Below are 18827 nucleotides of genomic sequence, written 5' to 3'. Positions count from 1 at the left end.
TATCGCTGGCGGGGTTAGGACTGATATTCTCCATGCGGATTGGGCCTTCGTCAAGCGCTCGTACAGTCCTGGGAGGCGTGAATGGAGCGCGTAGTTGCCTACGTGGACGGGTTCAACCTGTACTTCGGACTGAAGCATTCCGGGTTCAAGCGGTACTATTGGCTAGATGCCGCCGCGCTCGCAGCAAGCCTGCTCAAGCCCGGCCAGCAGCTTGTGGCCACCCATTACTTCACGGCGCGCATCCGCGACAACGGCCACAACGTGGCAGACCGCAAACGGCAGAACGACTACCTCGAAGCCGTGGCCCTGCAAGGTGTTCAATGCCAGTTCGGCCATTACCTCGAGAAGACCCGCGAGTGCCGGAAGTGCCACGCCTCGTGGCCTGATTACGAAGAGAAGATGACCGACGTCAACATCGCCATCCAGTTGCTCCTCGACGCACTCGACGATGCCTTCGATGTCGCGCTGGTCATCTCGGGTGACAGCGACCTGACCACCTCGATCCATCGCGTGCGTCAGCGCTTCCCCGCCAAGCGAGTCATCGTCGCGTTCCCGCCGCGGCGCTATTCGAGCGAACTCAAGCGTTGCGCGAGCGGCTACCTCAGCATCGGCGAAGACAAGCTGCGCGCCAACCAGCTTCCCGATTCCATCGTCAAGCCGGACGGCTTCATGCTGCAGCGCCCGGCCACATGGCGCTGAACCCAACAGAAAGTATCCGCATGCCTCAGAACGACAAGCGTCTCATCGAGGTGGCCTTTCCGCTCAGGCAGACCTCCATTGACTCGGTGCACGAGAAGAACGTGCGCCACGGGCACATCTCCACGCTGCACATCTGGCCGGCGCGTCGACCCCTGGCGGCTTGCCGTGCGGCCTTGATAGCGACCCTGCTGCCCGATCCGGGCGACAAGGAGAAGCGTGACGAACTCCTCAAGCGGCTGGGCGGCACACTCAACAAGACGCTCAAGAACAAGAAGATGCCGAACGGTCGGGTCGAGGAGATCGAGTCGCTGGAGACCAACGGCGGCGTCCTGCATTGGGGGCGCGAAACCAGCCCCGACATGGCCTGGTTTCGTGAGGAGATTCGCAAGACTTACGGTGGGCGTGCACCACGCGTGCTCGACCCCTTCGCCGGTGGCGGCGCGATTCCGCTGGAGGCCATGCGTCTTGGCTGTGAGGTGACGGCGGTCGATATCAACCCGGTCGCGTGGTTCATTTTGAAGTGCACCTTGGAGTATCCGCATCAGCTCGCAGGGCAAACCCGCTCGTTGCCACCGTTTGCCCTGCACGATGCGGCATTCATGGCTGACTATTTCAAGGCCAGGGGACTGACGCCGGCCGAGATCAGGCGGCACTTGCGCACGTTGGCCAACGAACAGGCCGTGCTGCCGGTAGCAAGAGGGGAGGAGGTCGCGCGCGGTGAGAATTTCAGCCTGCTGGAACACGATGGACTGGCACCCGAGTTGCTCGAAGCCGATCTGGCCTGGCACGTTCGCGCCTGGGGGCGCTGGGTATTGGGCGAGGCTCGCAAGGAACTGGCGCGCTTCTATCCGACCTACGCCGAGTATTGCACCCTCAAGCCTTACCGTCGGGTTGAACTCGATACGGATGAGCCGCTGAAGCCGGTGCCCGTCAACGAAGCCGGCGAACCGCAGATCGATCTGCTCAATGCCGGTTTCGATACCGATTACCTCGCCAACCCGGCCAACCCCCGCTGGGTGGCCAAGCCCACGGTCGCTTACCTGTGGGCGCGTACGGTGCGCTGCAAGGCCTGCCGGGCGACGATGCCCTTGTTGAAAACGCGCTGGCTGACCAAAAAGGAAGCCAAGCGGGTGGTGCTGACCATGCGCCCTCTGGAGGATAAATCCGGCGTTGCGTTCGGTATCGACCATAACGCCAAACCACAAGGCGGCAATCCGGCGCAGCGGCGGGAATACGACAAGAAGCTGGGCGCAGGAACGATGAGCCGGGCCGGGGCAAGCTGCCCGTGCTGCGGCACGATCATGACGCCTGAAGATCTGCGCCTTCAGGGTCAGGCGGGGCGACTGGGCGAAACGCTCACGGCCATCGTGGTCGACACTCCTGGCGGCAAGGAGTATCGCCTCCCGAAGCGGGTGGAACTCGAAGTCCCACGGGCAGCCCGTGAGGCACTCGATGCAGCGTTTGCCATGATTCCACATGGGTTGCCGAATGAGCCGATCCCACTCGGGGGAAGCCGTCAGGGAGGCGGATCGCCATTCACCACGCCACTTTACGGCTTTGACCAATGGCAGAAGCTCTTTACCGCGCGCCAACTGATTTGCATTGCCTCGTTTGTCCGCGCGACGCGCATGCTGCGTGCGCAGCCCGAGTTCACTTCCTATAGCCAGCCACAGCAGCAGGCCATCTTTGCACTGCTTACCACAGCCATCGACAAGGTCGCTGATCGAGGGAGTACCCTCTGTTCGTGGACTGTTGGTTGGGACAAGATCCGCAACACGTTCGCACGGTTTGCCCTTCCGATAACATGGGACTTCGCTGAATCTGTACCTACAGCAGATTCATCGGGCGGCTATCCCGGTGGCGTTGAATGGGCTGTCCAGTATCTGGAACATGCGGCCAAATTTGCCGCCGCTGCACCGATGCCCACCATTCTCAAAGGCTCCGCCATCCGTGAGAAAGATGTTGGCTTCGATGTTGTCCTGACCGATCCGCCGTACTACGACGCAATTCCGTATTCGGACTTGATGGACTTCTTCTACGTCTGGTTGCGCCGCACCCTATCCGGCCTGTCACCAGAGATCGATGCCGCTTTTTCCGAGCCTCTAGCCCCGAAGTGGAGCCATGAGCACAACGACGGCGAACTGATCGATGATGCTTCGCGTTTCGATGGCGACAAGCAAGCCTCCAAGCGTAACTACGAAGACGGAATGGCCCGTGCGTTCAAGGCCTGCCACAGCGCCTTGAACCCAGACGGGCGGCTGGTGATCGTTTTTGCTCACAAGCACCCGGATGCCTGGGAGACGCTCGTCGGGGCCATCATCAAGGCAGGCTTCGTCGTGGACGGCAGTTGGCCCATCCAGACCGAAATGGGCAACCGCACACGCGCACTGTCCTCTGCTGCCCTCTCGTCCTCCGTCTGGCTGGTCTGTAAGAAGCGCGACCCGCTCGCCCGCGCCGGCTGGGACACGCAGGTGCTCAAGGAAATGGAGGCCAGCATCACGACCAGGCTGCGCGACTTCTGGGACGCCGGCATCCGCGGGCCGGACTTCATCTGGGCCGCCACTGGTCCGGCCCTGGAGTCGTACAGCCGCTATCCGGCCGTAAAGAAGGTCTCCGAGGCGGGTGCTCTGATGTCGGTCACCGACTTCCTCGGCCACGTGCGGCGCATCGTGGTCGATTTTGTCGTCGGCCGCGTGCTGTCGCATGGCCAGGGCGAGCCCACGCCCGGCGACCATCCGCTGGACGATGTGACGACCTATTACCTGCTGCACCGCAACGACTTCGGCCTGAAGGAGGCGCCGGCCGGTCCGTGCATCCTCTACGCCGTGTCCTGTGGCCTGTCCGAGCGTGAGCTAGCCGACCAGTACGAATTGCTGGCCCGCAGCGGCAGTGCGGCAGCAGCGCAAGACGAGGAGGACGCCGAGAACGAAGAGGACGGCGATGCCGACGAATCGCCGTCTTCGGGCGGTGGCGGCAAGTACAAGCTCCGGGACTGGCGCGCCCGCAAGCACCGCTCGCTCGGGATGGAAACGGCCAGCGGTCGCGCGGTTCCGCTGATCGACCAGGTGCACAGGCTGATGCAGCTCTGGGTAGCCGGCGAGGTCGTCAAGGTCAACGAGTTTCTCGACAACCGCGCGTTGCGTCGCAGCCAGGTGTTCATCCAGTTGATTCAGGCATTGATCGAAAAGAGCCGCGCCGAGGGCTGCACGGAAGAATGCTCGATCCTGGAGCGCTTGCAGAACTACCTGCGCTCGCTGGGCAGTGCGGCGCAAATCGAGATCGCTTACTCGTGAAAGTCGCGTCAGCGACTCACGAACCTCCCCTCGCCCCTTGTGGGAGAGGGGCGGGGGTGAGGGAAACGGTCATGACTTTCATTATTGGGGGCGTCTTGCAAAGTCATGACCGTTTGAGAGGGTAGCCATGCCGATCGATCCACAACAACTGCTGCGTCGCATCCTTTTGGGCGAAGACTCCGTGCTCGAATTGAAGGAAGTGCGCATCGAGGGCGGGCGCGTCGTGGCGCCGCACCGCGATGGCCTGGCCGACGAGTTGGCGGCCTTCGCGAACGCGCGCGGGGGCACTTGCGTGCTCGGCGTGGAAGACGGGACGCGACGCGTCGTCGGGTTTGAACCCGGTGATCTGGATCGGGTCGAGCAGTACGCGCAGGCTGCGTGCCACGATCTGGTCGATCCCCCCTTGCTGCCGCACATCGAGCGCCTGTGGCTGCCCGACGAGACTGGCGCCGAGCGCGCTGTACTGGCGGTGGAAATACCGCGCAGTCTGTTCGTGCACCGCAGTCCCGCAGGTTATCTGGCGCGCTCGGGCAGCACGCGCCGACCATTGCGTTCCGAGCAACTCGCGCGTCTGTTTCAACTGCGCAGCCAAACGGGGATCGTTCGCTTCGACGAGGAACTCGTCGCCGCCGCGCGCATCCAGTCTCTCGACACGACACTGTGGCGTCGCTTTGCGCCGGCGCAGTCACGCGAGCGGCAGACCGTGCTCCTGCACAAGCTCGGCCTTGCTCGCCGCGACGAAGGTGGCGTCTGGCATCCGACGGTCAGCGGTCTGCTCATGGCCTGCCCGCGGCCGCAGCAGTTCTTGCCTAATGCCTGGATTCAGGCGGTGGCCTATCGCGGTATGACAGCGGTGCCGGCAGATGATGGCGGGCTGTACCAGCTCGACGCCCAGGACATGGGCGGACCGTTGGACCAACAAGTCGCCGATGCTTGCCGATTTGTTGCGCGCAACATGAAGGTGCGCGCGCGCAAGCGCATCGGCCGCGAAGACCTGCCGCAGTACGACATGACGGCCGTGTTCGAGGCGATGGTCAACGCAGTGGCGCACCGTGACTATTCGATTCACGGCGCAAAGATTCGCTTGCGCCTGTTTGCCGACCGGCTCGAGTTGTGCTCGCCTGGCGGATTGCCGAACACGCTGGAACCGGAGAGCCTGCCGTATCGTCAGTGCGCGCGCAACGAAACGCTGGCGAGCCTGCTGGCGCGTTGCACGGTTCCTGAAAGCATTCCAGGGCTGAAGACCGATCGGGCTACCTTCATGGACCGGCGCGGTGAGGGCGTACCGATCATCCTTGCTCGTAGCCGAAAGCTGTCCGGCAGAGAGCCTGAATATCGCGTTATCGACGACAGCGAGCTGTGGCTGACCCTCTACGCGGCGGCCATCGAGGAGTGAAAAACATGGCCAAGACCACCACCAAACCCTGGCACCAGGTCGTGCAGTTGCGCGACGAGATCACCCGTCAGGAACTGTCGCAAAAGCAGTTTGCCGCCGACCTGTACGACGTGGTGATGGGCCGCAACCCCGGCGTGTACCACGATGCGAAAGAGTTCTTCGCGCTCACCTACCCGACGGTCAAGCTGCGCGACCTGGCGCGGGACGTCACGCATCGCCTGTCCGGCAAATCCGAAAAGGCCGTCCGCCAACTGCACATGACCTTCGGCGGCGGCAAGACGCACTCGCTGATCACGCTGGTACATCTGGTGCGTGATCCTGCAACCTTGCCTGATATCCCGGCGGTGCAGCAGTTCAAGGCGCACTGTGCGCTTGAAGGGGGCTTGCCCAAGGCACACGTGGCTTCGGTGGTGTTCGACCGGCTGGATGCGGAAAAAGGTATGGAAGTCACCGCGCCCGACGGCAGTGTGGCGACCATCAAGATGCCCTGGAGCGCGATCGCCTGGCAGCTCGCCGGCCAGGCTGGTTTGCAGCTGCTCAAGGACGACGGCACCGAGCGCACGAGCCCACCTGCCACCGGCGTAATGGAGGACCTGCTGCAACTGGCCCGCAAGGATGGCTCGGGCGTGCTGATCCTTTTCGACGAGGTCTTGTGGTTCGTTCGCGTGATGGCTGACATCGATCGCGCATGGCTCGGGCGCATGCGCGAGTTCCTGCACAGCCTCACCCAGGCTGTCGCCAAGGTGCCCCGGTGCTGCTTGGTGGCCTCACTGCTGGCATCCGACACCAACAAGATGGACGAGCTCGGCAAACAGATCAGCAAGGAGCTCTACGACGAGTTCAAGCGGCTGGCCGACGAGGGCATCCAGCCGGTCGAAAGCCAGGATGTGCCGGAGATCCTGCGCCGCCGCCTGCTCAAGCTCGAAAGCTACACCGACCGCTCGCAGTGGCCGAGCCAGGTGTTCAGCGCGTTGAACGGCGTGCAAGCCATCGATGACTACACGGCCAAGAATCGCGCCGCCGAAGAGAAGCGCTACACCGAATCGTACCCCTTCCACCCGGCGCTGATCGAAACGCTGTACCAGAAGTGGACGCAATTGGAAGGGTTCCAGCAGACGCGCGGAATTCTGAAAACGCTGGCCTCAGCCTTGCGCGACGCGGTGAAGTGGGACCAGATGCCGATCATCGGCGCGCAAGTGTTCCTGGTCGACCCGAAGGTCGAAGGCATGGGTGTGGCAGCACGCGAGATGGCGAGCATTGCCCAACTGGAACAGTACGAGGGACGGCGCCAGAACTGGACCGCCATTCTCGAGGCCGAACTTGTGCACGCTCGCAAGGCTCAGGAGGCTCTGCTGGGCGTCCAGCACCGCGAGATCGAACAGGCGGTGATGGCGACCTTCCTGCACTCGCAGCCGATCGGACAGCGGGCAACGAGTCGTGACCTGAAGATGCTGGTGGGAGTCGGCTCTCCGGATCGCATCGAGCTGGACAAGGGTCTCGCACGCTGGTCCGATGCGTCCTGGTATCTGGACGACACCTTCACGTTGGACCGTGAAGGCGGCTTGCCCAAGGTCTGGCGACTGGGTTCGAAGCCGAACCTCAAGCAGATGCACCACGATGCCCGCCAGAACGTGAGTGCAACGCTGGTCGACGAGGTGATGGAGAAAGAGATTCGCGGCGCGGGCAAGCTGACCGAGGGCGCGCGCGGCGCGGGTGCGAAGGTGCATGTTCTTCCGGCAAGGCCGGCGGACATCGAGGACGATGGTGAGTTCCACTACGCCGTTCTGGGCCCGAAGGCGGCTTCCAGCGGTAGGCCGAGCGCTGAAGCGAAGCGCTTCGTCGACGAGACTACCTCACCAGAGAAGCCACGCGCTCAGAACCGCAACGCCGTGGTGCTGGCCGTGCCGTCGAAGGAGGGCATGGACGTTGCCCGCGAGAAGGTACGCGACCTGCTCGGATGGGAGAAGGTTCGGGAGATGCTGAAGGAGCGCAGTGACATCGACACCGCCGCAACGACGCGCCTGGAGGGCAATCTGCGCGCCGCACGGGGCGAGATGGTGTCGCAGATCGTCATGGCCTACAGCATGGCCGTGACGGTCAATGACGCCAACGAGGTGGCTGCTTACCGCATCAACGTGGATAACGAACCCCTGTTCCCGAAGATGGTGGCCGACAAGCGCCTGCGGATCGAAAGCTCCGCCGTCAATGCGGAGGCGCTGCTGCCCGGCGGTCCGTTCGATTTGTGGAGTGCGGGCGACAGGGCACGCTTCGTGAAGGACCTGGTGGGTGCCTTTGCCGCCACAGCCAGGCTGCCGAAGATGCTGAACCGATCGGCGATTCTGGAAACCCTGCTTCAGGGCTGTGAGGCCGGTGAATTCGTGCTGCGCGTGACGCGTGCGGACAAGTCCACACGCACGTTCTGGAAGATCCGCCCTGACGACACGGCGGTACAGGATAGCAGCCTGGAAGTCGTTCTCTCGGATGCCGCCACGCTCACCGAGATCGACCCGCAACTGATGGCGCCCGGCAAGCTGCCGACGCTGTGGGAGAAGGAGCCGATCAGGCTATCCGATCTTGGCGTGTATTTTTCGGGGAAGCACTTCGTTGCGATCGACAAGGGGGGCTACACAGAGAATCTGCTGATCCCGGCCGCGACACCGCAGGCGATTGCAGACGCCACAGCCAGCGCGGTGAAGAGCGGTCGCGTGTGGCTGGTCAACGGAATGATCAGTGTGCTGTCCGAAGACGTACCGCCAGGATTTGTCAACGAGTCCGCGCAGCTGTTCTCTCCGCCGCCTCTGGTTTCCAGCGGCGACGTTCTGCCAGCCCAGCTCGCCGCTGCATGGCCGGGAGATGAGAGCAACGCGCACCTGATCCACGCTGCGTTGTCGTCAACAGCCGGGAAGCCATTGCCCTGGTCACGGGTCGCGCATGCCCTGGACGAGGCTTTCCGGCTCGGTCTCATCGAGCGTACCCTGGACTCCGGAGCATGGCCTTGCGATCTGGGAGGAGCTTCGGCTGTCAAGGTTCGCGTACGCAAGAGCGAAGCCAAACAGCCGCCGCCAGGCAAACACTATGGCTCGAAGATCGCCAGTGCCGAGCTGCAGACCCATGAGGTGCAGGACCTTGCTGACAATATCGACGCGCTGCGTGAGGCGACTGCTGGTCAGCCTTTGCGCATACGCGTGACATTGGAAATCGGTGAACAAGGCCAGGTCGACCAAGCCGTCGTGGACCAGGTGAACGTAATCCTTGGGCAGATCAAGGCGGGCTGGAAGGCAGAGTAGTAATTCTGCGCAGATGGACGGGTAAGAGAAATGGAAAAATTGATTGAGCAGGGCAGGCAGCGCGGCACCCGGCCGAAGAAACAAGAGTGAATGCTTTGGACTTTGCTACCCTCGACGCCCTGCGCACGCACCACCCGGCGTGGCGGCTGCTGCGTTCGGATCATGCGCCGCTGGTGGCGAGCTTCCTGCAACGCGTGTTCGTGGCCCCCAATGTGCGCGTGATGGCGGCGGCGGATCTGGCCGAGGCGCTGGAAGATGAGCTGTATGCGCTGCGCCTGCACTTGGGTGAAACCGCCTTTCCAAAGCCGGCACCGGACTATCTGAACGACTGGGCCGCACCCGACAAGGGCTGGCTGCGCAAGTTCTACAAGCCTGGCACGGACGAGGCGCAATTTGACCTGACGCCCGCGACCGAAAAGGCCATTGCCTGGCTGGCACAACTCTCCGAGCGGCAGTTCATTGGCACCGAGTCGCGCTTGCTGACGCTGTTTGATCTGCTCAAGCAGATGAGCGAGGGCAGCGAGGCCGACCCGGCCAGACGCGTCGCCGAGTTGCACAGGAAGCGCGATGACATCGACGCCGAGATGGCGCGGGTGCTGTCGGGCGATGTGCCGCTGCTGGACGACACGGCGCTGAAGGATCGCTTTCAGCAATTCATGCAGGGCGCGCGCGAATTGCTGACGGATTTTCGCGAGGTGGAGCACAACTTCCGCCAGCTCGACCGGCGCGTGCGGGAACGCATTGCCCTGTGGGAAGGCAGCAAGGGTGCGCTGCTCGAAGAGATCATGGGCGAGCGCGAGGCGATTGCCGATTCCGATCAGGGCAAGAGTTTCCGGGCGTTCTGGGACTTTCTGCTGTCCAGCCGCCGGCAGGAGGAATTGACCGAACTGCTGGATCGCGTGCTTCAGCTTCCCGCCGTGACGGATCTGAAACCCGACAGCAGAATGCGCCGCGTCCATTATGACTGGATGGAAGCGGGCGAGCATACCCAGCGCACGGTGGCCGCCTTGTCGCAGCAGTTGCGGCGCTTTCTCGATGATCGGGCCTGGCTGGAGAACCGCCGGATCATGGACATCCTGCACGGTATCGAGAGCAAGGCGCTGGCCCTGCGCGGGTCACCACCGGCCGGCACGGTGATGGAGATGGCCGAGGCGCGAGCCGACATCGAGCTGGCGATGGAGCGCCCCCTGTTCACGCCGGCAACGAAGCCGGTCATTGCCGACCTGGCCTTGCAGGCGGGCGATCAGGACATCGATCCCTCGGTACTGTTCGATCAGGTGGTCGTGGACAAAGCGCGCCTGACACGCCACATCCGCCACGCCTTGCAGGACCGGGCGCAGATCACGCTGAGCGAGCTGGTGCTTACCCAACCCTTGCAACAGGGGCTGGCCGAATTGGTGGCCTACCTGCAACTGGGCAGCGGGACATTCAGTACGGTGGTCGATGAGGACACGCCAGAACCCATCCGCTGGCAGTCGTGGGCAACCGATGGTCAGGAAATCACCCGCATCGCGCGCCTGCCACGCGTGCTTTTCATGCGCTGAAGCACAACAGGATGGGGCGAGGGATGGAAGAACAACATTCAGGAAGCGACGAAGCACGCGCCGCGGCGCCCGCGCCCGTTGCGGATTTGTCGGTGTTGCTGATCAGCCTGCTCAAAAGCGTGCTGTATCGTGATGGCGATGAGCGTCAATGGGCGGCACTATTGAATCTGCAGGTCCAGGTGCGTGACTATGCGGCGGTACTGAACCTTGATCTGGTGCTGGACGAGGCAGAAGGCCATGCCTTTCTCAGAAGCCGGCCGGAGCCTGCCGATGACGACTCCGCACCCCGCTTGCCGCGTCTGGTGGCGCGCCGGCCCCTGTCCTTTCCGGTGAGTCTGTTACTTGCGTTGTTGCGCAAGAAACTGGCCGAATTCGACGCAGGGGGCGGTGATACACGCCTGGTACTCAGTCGTGACGACATCGTGGAACTGGTGCGGGTGTTCCTGCCCGATGGTCCGAATGAAGCCAGGCTGATCGACCAGATCGAGACCACGATCAACAAGGTGGTCGAGCTTGGGTTCCTGCACAAGCTCAAGGCTGCCAGTGGTGCTTCGGCTGGCGCGACGAGCTACGAGGTGCGGCGCATCCTGAAGGCCTTCGTCGATGCTCAATGGCTGGCCGAATTCGATGCGCGTCTGGCCAGTTACCAGTCACAACTGGCGGGCGTGACCCCGGCCAGGGAGGAGACCGGCCATGAATGAGCCGCCATCGCTGGGCCTGGACTTCGTGGCAGATGACACGCTGTCGGGCTTTCGTCTGACCCGTCTGGAGGTGTTCAACTGGGGCACCTTCGACAGACGGGTGTGGACGCTGCAACTGGATGGCAAGAATGGCCTGCTCACCGGGGATATCGGCTCGGGCAAATCGACGCTGGTGGATGCCATCACCACCTTGCTGGTGCCAGCAAACCGGATCACCTACAACAAGGCGGCGGGCGCGGACAGCAAGGAACGAACCTTGCGCTCCTATGTGCTCGGTCACTACAAATCCGAGCGCAACGAAGTCACAGGCGCGGCCAGGCCGGTATCGCTGCGCGACCAGAATAGTTACTCGGTCATCCTGGGCGTGTTCCACAACGCCGGCTATGACCAGACGGTGACGCTGGCGCAGGTGTTCTGGATGAAGGACGCGCAGGGGCAACCGGCGCGCTTCTTTCTGGGTGCCGAACGCGGGCTGTCGATTGCCGCCGATTTTTCTCATTTCGGCTCGGACCTTGCCCAGTTGCGCAAAAGACTGCGTAGGCTGGGTGCCGAGCTGAGCGACAGCTTTCCACCCTATGCGGCCTGGTTTCGCCGCCGTTTCGGTATCGACAACGAGCAGGCGCTGGAGCTGTTTCACCAGACGGTCTCGATGAAGTCGGTGGGCAACCTGACCGATTTCGTTCGCAACCATATGTTGGAACCCTTCGAGGTGGCCCCGCGCATTCAGGCCTTGATCGGGCACTTCGACGATCTCAACCGCGCCCATCAGGCGGTGCTGAAAACCCGGCAGCAGGTCGAACGGCTCACCCCCCTGGTTGCCGACTGTGGCCGCCACAGTACGCTGGTGGCCGAAGTCGAAGCCCTGCGCGGGTGCCGGGAAAGCCTTCGCTCCCATTTTGCCGGCCTGAAGCTGGGCCTGATCGACAAGCGGCTGGGTCTGCTGGCCGAAGAATGGGATCGTGTGGATGGTCAGCGACGACGGCTCGAGCTCATCCATGAGGAGCAAGGCCGCCAGGTCGATGAGCTGAAGCAGGCGATCAACGACAACGGCGGTGACCGACTGGAACGTCTTGCCGCCGAGATTCGCAAGAGAGAACTGCTGCGGGATGGGCGCAAGGCCAAGGCCGAGCGCTACCAGGAGTTGGCCAGCGTGTTGGGCGAGCCCGTGGCGGTGGATATCTCCACCTTCGCCGCGCAGCGGGGCAAGTATCAAAGCTGGCGGGAGGAAGCGCGCAATCGTGAGGCCGATCTACAGAACGCCCTCACCGAACACGGCGTGACCTTGCGTCAGGGCAAGCAGGAACACGATCGGCAAAGCACCGAAATCGAAAGCCTCAAGCGCCGCCGCAGCAACATTGATGATCCGCAGATCCAGATCCGCGCCGCGCTCTGTGCGGCGTTGGACATCGATGTCGATGAGATGCCCTTTGCCGGCGAGCTGATCCAGGTGCGCGTCGAAGAGCGCGATTGGGAGGGCGCGGCCGAACGTCTGCTGCGGGGATTTGGCCTGGCGCTATTGGTGCCCGATGCCCATTACAAGGTCGTGGCCGAATGGGTGGATGCTGCCCATCTGCGCGGCCGCCTGGTGTATTTCCATGTGCGGCCGCGCAAGGCTGGCGAATTGCCCGATCTGCACCGGGATTCGCTGCTCCGCAAGCTGGCCATCAAGCCTGATTCCCCGCATTACGACTGGCTGGAACGTGAGCTTGCCCATCGTTTCGATGTGGTCTGCTGCGCCACGCAAGAACAGTTCCGTCGGGAGGCGCGGGCCATCACCCGCGCGGGCCAGATCAAGGACCCGAGCGGCCGACACGAAAAGGACGACCGCCACCGCATCGATGACCGGAGCCGTTATGTCCTGGGCTGGAGCAACAGCGCCAAGATCGCCGCACTGGAAAGCAGGCGCCGTCAGCTTGAAACGCAGCTGGGCGACGTCGGCAGCCGGATCGGTGAAATTCAGAAGGAACGCAACGGACTGACCAGCCGCCTCGACGCGTTGATTCGCCTTGAAGAATTCACTGCATTCGAGGAACTGGACTGGGCCAGCGTGGCCAGCGAGATTGCTCAACTGACGGACGAACGGAGCCGGCTGGAGTCGGCATCAGATGTCCTCAAGCAGCTCAACGAAAACCTGCGCGAGTTGCAGAGGGCGCAAAAGGACACTGGCACGGAGCTGCAAGGTTCGCGCGAGAAGCGGGCCAAGCTGGAACAGCGCCGCTCGGATGCCCAGGAACTTCGACAACAGACCGAGCGGCTGCTTGCCGGCGCGGTCGTGGATGAAGCGCTGGCAGCGACCCTCGAAGTCATGCGCGCAGAGGCCCTGGGCGAGCATCAACTGACCGTGGAATCCTGCGACAACCGCGAGCAGGACGTGCGCGGCTGGTTGCAAACCCGGATCGACAACGAAACCAGGAGCATGAATCGGCTGGCCGAGAGAATCATCAAGGCCATGGCGTCCTTCAAGGAGGCGTTCAAGCTTGAAACCGCCGAGATCGATGCCAGCCTGGAAGCGGCCTTTGAGTACGAGAATCTGCTGACGCAACTGAACCGGGACGACCTGCCGCGCTTTGTGGCGCGTTTCAAGGAACTGCTCAACGTCAACACGATCAACGAGATCGCCAACTTCAACGCCCAACTGGCGCGCGAGCGTGAAACCATCAAGGAACGCATCGCGCACATCAACAGGTCGTTGGGCGAGATCGACTATAATCCGGGGCGCTACATCGTGCTCGAGTCGCAGCCCAGTCCGGACGCGGAGATCCGTGACTTTCAGCAGGAGTTGCGCGCATGCACCGAGGGGGCCGTGACGGGGTCGGAGGATGCCCAGTACTCCGAGGCCAAGTTTCTGCAGGTGAAAGCGATCATTGACCGCTTCCGCGGGCGCGAGGGCCTGTCAGAACAGGATCGCCGCTGGACCGCCAAAGTGAGCGACGTGCGCAACTGGTTTCTGTTTGCCGCCAGCGAGCGTTGGCGCGAGGACGGCAGCGAGCACGAGCACTACTCGGATTCTGGCGGCAAGTCGGGAGGGCAGAAAGAGAAGCTGGCGTACACCATCCTGGCTGCCAGTCTGGCGTACCAGTTCGGACTGGAATGGGGCGCGGTGCGCTCGCGGTCTTTCCGTTTCGTGGTGATCGACGAGGCTTTTGGTCGTGGTTCGGATGAATCCACGCAATACGGCCTGAAACTGTTCCGGCAGCTCAATCTGCAACTGCTCATCGTGACGCCGCTGCAGAAGATTCACATCATCGAACCGTACGTATCCAGCGTCGGGTTTGTGCACAACGAGGGCGGGCGAGCCTCCAGGCTCCGTAATCTGTCGATTGAAGAATATCGGGTGCAGAAGGCGATGATGGCTTTGCAAACCACCCAGGTGTTGGCGCAGTGACGTGGACTGGCGCGAAGGAATTGAAGGCACAACTGGCGCGACTGTGGGAGCGCGGTGAACTCCTGCGCGACGCGGTGACGGGCAATGCTCGCTTTCCTTTGCGCCTGACGCTCAAGTCCCCGAGTTCGGCCGACATCACGGATCGCTTTGAGGCCGTTCGCGCCTGGGCTGCTGAATTGGCGGCCACGGATTCCGTGTCTCTCGAATGGCAGGAGGTTCGTCACCGCGTTCAGGGGGTGCAAAAACTGCCTGCGACCGCCTGCATCCAAACCCTGGAGGAGGTGTTGACCTGGCTGGGCAAGCGCCGCGAGTGGGCTCGCTTTTCGGCACAGGTCTCGGCAACCCGGCAAACACACCCCGCCTTGCTGCCCTGGCTGGAAAAGCGCCCCCTGCAGGCACTGGCACTGTCCGCCGAATGGCCCCGATTGCTGGCAGTCGTGGCCTGGCTCGTCGAGCATCCTCGCCCCGGCATTTATTTGCGGCAGGTGGACCTGCCGGGCGTGCACAGCAAATTCATCGAAGCACATCGCGGCGTGCTCGCCGAGTTGCTCGATTTGGCGCTGCCCGTGGACGCTGTAGACCTCGGCAAGACGGGCGTCGGCCAGTTTGCCGCCCGTTACGGGTTTCTGGAAAAGCCGGCGCGCATTCGCTTTCGCGTGCTTGATCCGGCGAATCATGCAGTCCCTGGCTCGGTATGCCCCGACGTGACCCTGGATGCCGAAAACTTCAGCCGTATGGAATTCGCTGCGCGGCGCATGTTCATCACCGAGAATGAAACCAACTTCCTGGCATTCCCGCAGGTGCGTGATGCCATGGTTATTTTTGGCGCGGGTTACGGTTGGGATGCGCTGGCCCGCAGTCATTGGTTGCAGAACTGCTCGATCCATTACTGGGGCGACATCGATACCCATGGTTTTGGCATCCTGGATCAGCTGCGTGGCTACTTTGGTCACGTCGAGTCGTTCCTGATGGACCGGGAGACCCTGGATGCGCATGCCCCAGTCTGGGGCTGCGAGGACAAGCCGCTGTTGGTGGACCTGCACAGACTGACGCCCGAAGAGAGTGCGCTCTACGACGAACTGCGTGACAACCGCATCCGTGCGAGGCTGCGGCTGGAGCAGGAACACATTGGCTTCCATTGGCTGGGCGATCGCCTTGAACAGCTTCTGCAGGGGCGCCGCGGCGCCAGTCCATGCCCCTGACGATAAGACCAGTTCAGTTCACGGACTGAATAGCGCCGCCACTGCCATCGGATTGGAAGGGAAATAGAGATGGACGTAGGAGGCGGTCAGGCGACCCTGACGGTAGATTGCCTCGCCGGCCCGGCCATCGGGCGTTTGCGCGTGACAGAGCGGCGGCAGGGGCGTTTCACTCTTTGAATAATGAAAGGTATGGCCCTGGAGACGGCCTTCGGGCAGGACGACGGACTGCATGCCGAGCGCCGTCAGGCGCTGCTGCATGATGGCACGACCTGGCAGCAACCCGGCGAAGGCATGACTGACGCCCGCCTTGTCGGTCACCGATTCGAACAGGCTCATCATGCCGCCACACTCGGCGAGCACCGGTTGACCGGCTTTGACGTGGCTACGCAAGGCAGTCCATAGCGCGGTGTTCTGTGCCAGAGTCGGCGCGTGCAGTTCGGGGTAACCTCCCGGCAGCCAGACCGCGTCGCAGGCCGGCAGCGGCTCGCCAGCCAGCGGCGAGAAGAAGCGCAGCGTGACGCCGAGTTGCTGCAAGGTTTCGAGGTTGGCCGGGTAAATGAAACCGTAGGCGGTATCGCGGGCCACGGCAATACACTGGCCAGCCAGACGTGGCGGCACGACCGGGGCCGGCGCGGTGGCGAAATTGACCGTCGGCGGCAGGTCGACCGCGGTCGTGGCTGCCAAGGCATCAGCGAGGAGATCCAGGCGTGCTGCCAGATCGCCCACTTCTGCCGCCTGCCACAGCCCCAGGTGGCGCTCCGGCAAGGAATCGTCGGTGCGCGGCAGGGCCCCGAACCAGGCGATACCGGCGGGCAGGCTGTCGCGCAGCAGGTCGGCGTGACGGCTGCTGCCGACCCGGTTGGCCAGGACGCCGGCGAACGGCAGGCCCGGCCGGTAGTGGGCCAGCCCGTGGGCGATAGCTCCGAAAGTCTGGGCCATCGCCCGCGCATCGATCAGGGTCAGCACCGGAATGCCGAAGAGGACGGCCAGGTCGGCTGCCGATGGCTGGCCGTCGAACAAGCCCATCACGCCTTCGATCAGGATCAGGTCGGAATCTGCGGCGGCGCGTGCCAGCCGCCAGCGGGCATCGCTTTCACCGCACATGCCGAGGTCGAGGTTCTGGCAGGGCCGCCCGCTGGCTACCGCATGGATTTGTGGATCGAGGAAATCCGGCCCGCACTTGAAGACCGTCACCCGCCGTCCCTGGCGGGCATGCAGGCGAGCAAGGGCGGCGACCATGGTCGTCTTGCCCTGTCCGGAGGCCGGCGCGGCGACGAGCAGGGCAGGGCAGTCAACCACCCGGCTGGTGATCACCATTCGAGTCCCGGCATGGCTTTGACCCCGCTCTGGAAGGCATGCTTTTCCATGCCCATGTCGCTGACCGTATCGGCTGCGTCGCGCAGTGCCTGCGGTGCCGCCCGGCCGGTGACGATGACGTGTTGTCGGGCTGGGCGGCTGCGCAGCACGGCCAGGACGGCTTCGAGGTCCAGCCAGCCGTATTTGAAGGCGTAAGTCATTTCGTCGAGCACGACAAGTCCGACGCCGGGGTCGCCGAGGTGCCCGCAAGCGACCTCCCAGGCCAGCCGGGCAGCCGCGGCATCGCGCTCCCTGTCCTGGGTTTCCCAGGTAAAGCCTTCGCCGCCGACATGCCAGGCAACTCCCGGCTGCGCCCGGAAAAAGGTTTCTTCACCGCAATCCGAACGACCCTTGACAAACTGCACGACCGCCACCCGCATGTGGTGCCCCAGGGCGCGCGCGACTACGCCGAAAGCGGCGGTCGACTTGCCCTTGCCATTGCCGGTATTGACCACCAGCACGCCACGTTCGACCTCTGCCGCGGCAATCTTCCGGTCAACAAGCTCTTTTTTCTTCTGCATCCGTTGTTCATGGGTGATCATCAGGGGGTCTTTCCGGTTGGCAACGAAGCTTCAAGCAGGGCGTCAGGATTGATGCGGATAGACGCCCTGCTGCTGGATGTCGGCCTGCATGGCGACCAGCGTCGCGGTCAGGGGATCGTCGCCGGCGGCATCGGTCGCTCCCCACTGCTCGTAATGGATGAGGTCGGCGATCGGCAGGCGTGGCAACCAGCCGGCCTGTTCGAGTTCAGGCTTGTCCTTGAAATGGGAAACATAGCCGATGCACAGGTAGGCCACCGGAACGATATGGGCGGGGATGCCGAGGGCTGCCTGCAAAGCCTGTTCGTGGAAGATGCTGACCCAGCCGACGCCGACGCCTTCGGCCCGGGCAGCCAGCCACAGATTCTGCACCGCACAGACGCTGCTGAACAAATCCATCGTCGGCATGTGCGTCCGGCCAAGGACGACCGGTCCACTGCGTGTGCGGTCACAGCTGACACAGAGATTGATCGGCGCGTCGACGATGCCCTGCAGTTTCAACCGACTGTAGATTTCCCTCCGGGCGTCGGGAAACATCTGCGCGGCTTCGGCGTTGGCCTGTTCAAAGAGACCATGGACCCGCCGTTTGACCGCTTCGGAACGGATCAACTGGAAGTTCCAGGGTTGCATGAAGCCGACCGAGGGCGCATGGTGCGCGGCCATCAGGATGCGGCCCAACACGGCGTCAGGCACCGGTTCGGGAAGAAACTGCCCGCGTACATCGCGGCGACTGAAGATCGCCTGGTACACCGCTGCTCGTTCGGCATCGGCAAAAGCATGCGTCAGCGGCACCTTCAAGTTTTCCATGGATTCCCCTTCTGGAAAGACACGGACTGCCTGGCCGTGCAGCCGTATTGCGTCTCCTGGCCGGTCTTCTGACTCGGACTCAACCGTTGCCGCGCCTTCCCGGCCGGGGTTTCCCCTACCAGTGGCCTTCTGCGGCGAACGTCCTCCTTACAGCGCTGGGCACGTGGCGGATTGGCACCGCCTTCCCGATTCTCTGGTCAGCAAGGCTGACCAGCACCCGGAGACTCCTCTGCCTGAAATCATTCAGACATCGCTGATGGTGCCATAAGCGCGCAGATTTTTCATCCCCATTCGGTTTCGACTTGCTTCAGGCGCATCCGCCCGCTTCGATAAATGAGGCGATTGAGGCGATCAGAGAGCTGACGGGCTTGAGTCGCTCGCCGACCCAGGTACGGCTTTTCTTGAAGAGAAGGGCGGGATGAAACGCTTAACGACCGGCACCCTGTCGGCCAAGGCGGATCCAGAGGTCCAGGAAGCGTTTAACAAAAGACCTCGAACTGCGTTTGGCTCATGCGGAACAGGGTCAGTGAGCCGTGTTCTTCGTAGACGCGGCCCACTTTGTATTGGGCGCCTTCCTGTCGGTGGGGTGGTGCCTTGCTCGGGTCTGGATCAAGGCGC

The 18827-nt window shown here is 63.1% G+C and carries 11 protein-coding genes and 1 riboswitch; of the genes, 8 read left to right on the top strand and 3 right to left on the bottom strand.

Features of this window, described 5'->3' with window-relative positions; genetic code table 11:
• Positions 1–81: 81 nt before the first annotated feature.
• The 8 genes from AW06_RS03935 (at position 82) to AW06_RS03900 (ending at position 15507) form a co-directional block, all read left to right on the top strand.
• Positions 82–699 (top strand): NYN domain-containing protein, encoded by a 618-nt coding sequence (locus AW06_RS03935; RefSeq protein ID WP_034945906.1) that lies wholly within the window; start codon positions 82–84, stop codon positions 697–699.
• Between the two features lie 20 nt (positions 700–719).
• The gene (locus AW06_RS03930) at positions 720–3992 is read left to right on the top strand and encodes a DUF1156 domain-containing protein (protein ID WP_273704358.1); all 3273 of its coding nucleotides are present in this window, start codon (positions 720–722) and stop codon (positions 3990–3992) included.
• Positions 3993–4119: 127 nt separating this feature from the next.
• A complete protein-coding gene (locus AW06_RS03925; protein ID WP_034945900.1) occupies positions 4120–5388 on the top strand; it encodes an ATP-binding protein in 1269 nt (422 codons plus the stop codon).
• A gap of 5 nt (positions 5389–5393) precedes the next feature.
• Positions 5394–8675 carry a DUF499 domain-containing protein gene (locus tag AW06_RS03920; RefSeq protein WP_034945897.1) on the top strand — a complete coding sequence of 1094 codons (3282 nt, stop codon included), beginning with the start codon at positions 5394–5396 and terminating at the stop codon, positions 8673–8675.
• A gap of 95 nt (positions 8676–8770) precedes the next feature.
• Positions 8771–10219, top strand: a complete 1449-nt coding sequence (locus AW06_RS03915; protein WP_034945952.1) for a DUF3375 domain-containing protein — start codon at positions 8771–8773, stop codon at positions 10217–10219.
• Positions 10220–10242: 23 nt separating this feature from the next.
• Positions 10243–10920 carry a DUF4194 domain-containing protein gene (locus AW06_RS03910; protein ID WP_138677628.1) on the top strand — a complete coding sequence of 226 codons (678 nt, stop codon included), beginning with the start codon at positions 10243–10245 and terminating at the stop codon, positions 10918–10920.
• Complete coding sequence (locus tag AW06_RS03905) at positions 10913–14305, top strand: SbcC/MukB-like Walker B domain-containing protein (RefSeq protein ID WP_034945891.1); 3393 nt, start codon at positions 10913–10915, stop codon at positions 14303–14305. The genes AW06_RS03910 and AW06_RS03905 overlap by 8 nt, the downstream gene beginning before the upstream one ends.
• Complete coding sequence (locus tag AW06_RS03900) at positions 14302–15507, top strand: DUF3322 domain-containing protein (RefSeq protein WP_034945888.1); 1206 nt, start codon at positions 14302–14304, stop codon at positions 15505–15507. Before AW06_RS03905 ends, AW06_RS03900 begins: the two co-directional genes overlap by 4 nt.
• Before the next feature lie 18 nt (positions 15508–15525).
• On the opposite strand, the gene AW06_RS03895 is transcribed toward AW06_RS03900, so the two are convergent.
• Genes AW06_RS03895 through bluB form a run of 3 tightly spaced genes read right to left on the bottom strand, consistent with a single transcriptional unit; the run spans position 15526 to position 18209 of the window.
• Positions 15526–16824, bottom strand: coding sequence for a cobyrinate a,c-diamide synthase (locus tag AW06_RS03895; protein WP_034945886.1), 1299 nt, complete (start codon positions 16822–16824; stop codon positions 15526–15528).
• Positions 16818–17405 carry a cob(I)yrinic acid a,c-diamide adenosyltransferase gene (gene cobO, locus AW06_RS03890; protein WP_034945865.1) on the bottom strand — a complete coding sequence of 196 codons (588 nt, stop codon included), beginning with the start codon at positions 17403–17405 and terminating at the stop codon, positions 16818–16820. The genes AW06_RS03895 and cobO overlap by 7 nt, the downstream gene beginning before the upstream one ends.
• Before the next feature lie 42 nt (positions 17406–17447).
• Positions 17448–18209 (bottom strand): 5,6-dimethylbenzimidazole synthase, encoded by a 762-nt coding sequence (bluB, locus tag AW06_RS03885; protein ID WP_034945863.1) that lies wholly within the window; start codon positions 18207–18209, stop codon positions 17448–17450.
• A gap of 40 nt (positions 18210–18249) precedes the next feature.
• A riboswitch (cobalamin riboswitch) is annotated at positions 18250–18445 on the bottom strand.
• Positions 18446–18827 lie beyond the last annotated feature (382 nt).

Origin of the sequence: Candidatus Accumulibacter cognatus, from assembly GCF_000584975.1 — a bacterium.
In the GTDB taxonomy this organism is placed as follows: Bacteria; Pseudomonadota; Gammaproteobacteria; order Burkholderiales; family Rhodocyclaceae; genus Accumulibacter; species Accumulibacter cognatus.
The sequence above is the reverse complement of the archived record's forward strand: the minus strand, read 5'-3'. Positions and strand labels throughout refer to the sequence as shown.

Coding starts and splice junctions, on each gene's coding strand:
- AW06_RS03920 (WP_034945897.1), top strand. CDS start 5,394: ATGGCCAAGACCACCACCAAACCCTGGCACCAGGTCGTGCAGTTGCGC.
- cobO (WP_034945865.1), bottom strand. CDS start 17,405: ATGATCACCCATGAACAACGGATGCAGAAGAAAAAAGAGCTTGTTGAC.
- AW06_RS03930 (WP_273704358.1), top strand. CDS start 720: ATGCCTCAGAACGACAAGCGTCTCATCGAGGTGGCCTTTCCGCTCAGG.
- AW06_RS03905 (WP_034945891.1), top strand. CDS start 10,913: ATGAATGAGCCGCCATCGCTGGGCCTGGACTTCGTGGCAGATGACACG.
- AW06_RS03895 (WP_034945886.1), bottom strand. CDS start 16,824: ATGGTGATCACCAGCCGGGTGGTTGACTGCCCTGCCCTGCTCGTCGCC.
- bluB (WP_034945863.1), bottom strand. CDS start 18,209: ATGGAAAACTTGAAGGTGCCGCTGACGCATGCTTTTGCCGATGCCGAA.
- AW06_RS03935 (WP_034945906.1), top strand. CDS start 82: ATGGAGCGCGTAGTTGCCTACGTGGACGGGTTCAACCTGTACTTCGGA.
- AW06_RS03925 (WP_034945900.1), top strand. CDS start 4,120: ATGCCGATCGATCCACAACAACTGCTGCGTCGCATCCTTTTGGGCGAA.
- AW06_RS03910 (WP_138677628.1), top strand. CDS start 10,243: ATGGAAGAACAACATTCAGGAAGCGACGAAGCACGCGCCGCGGCGCCC.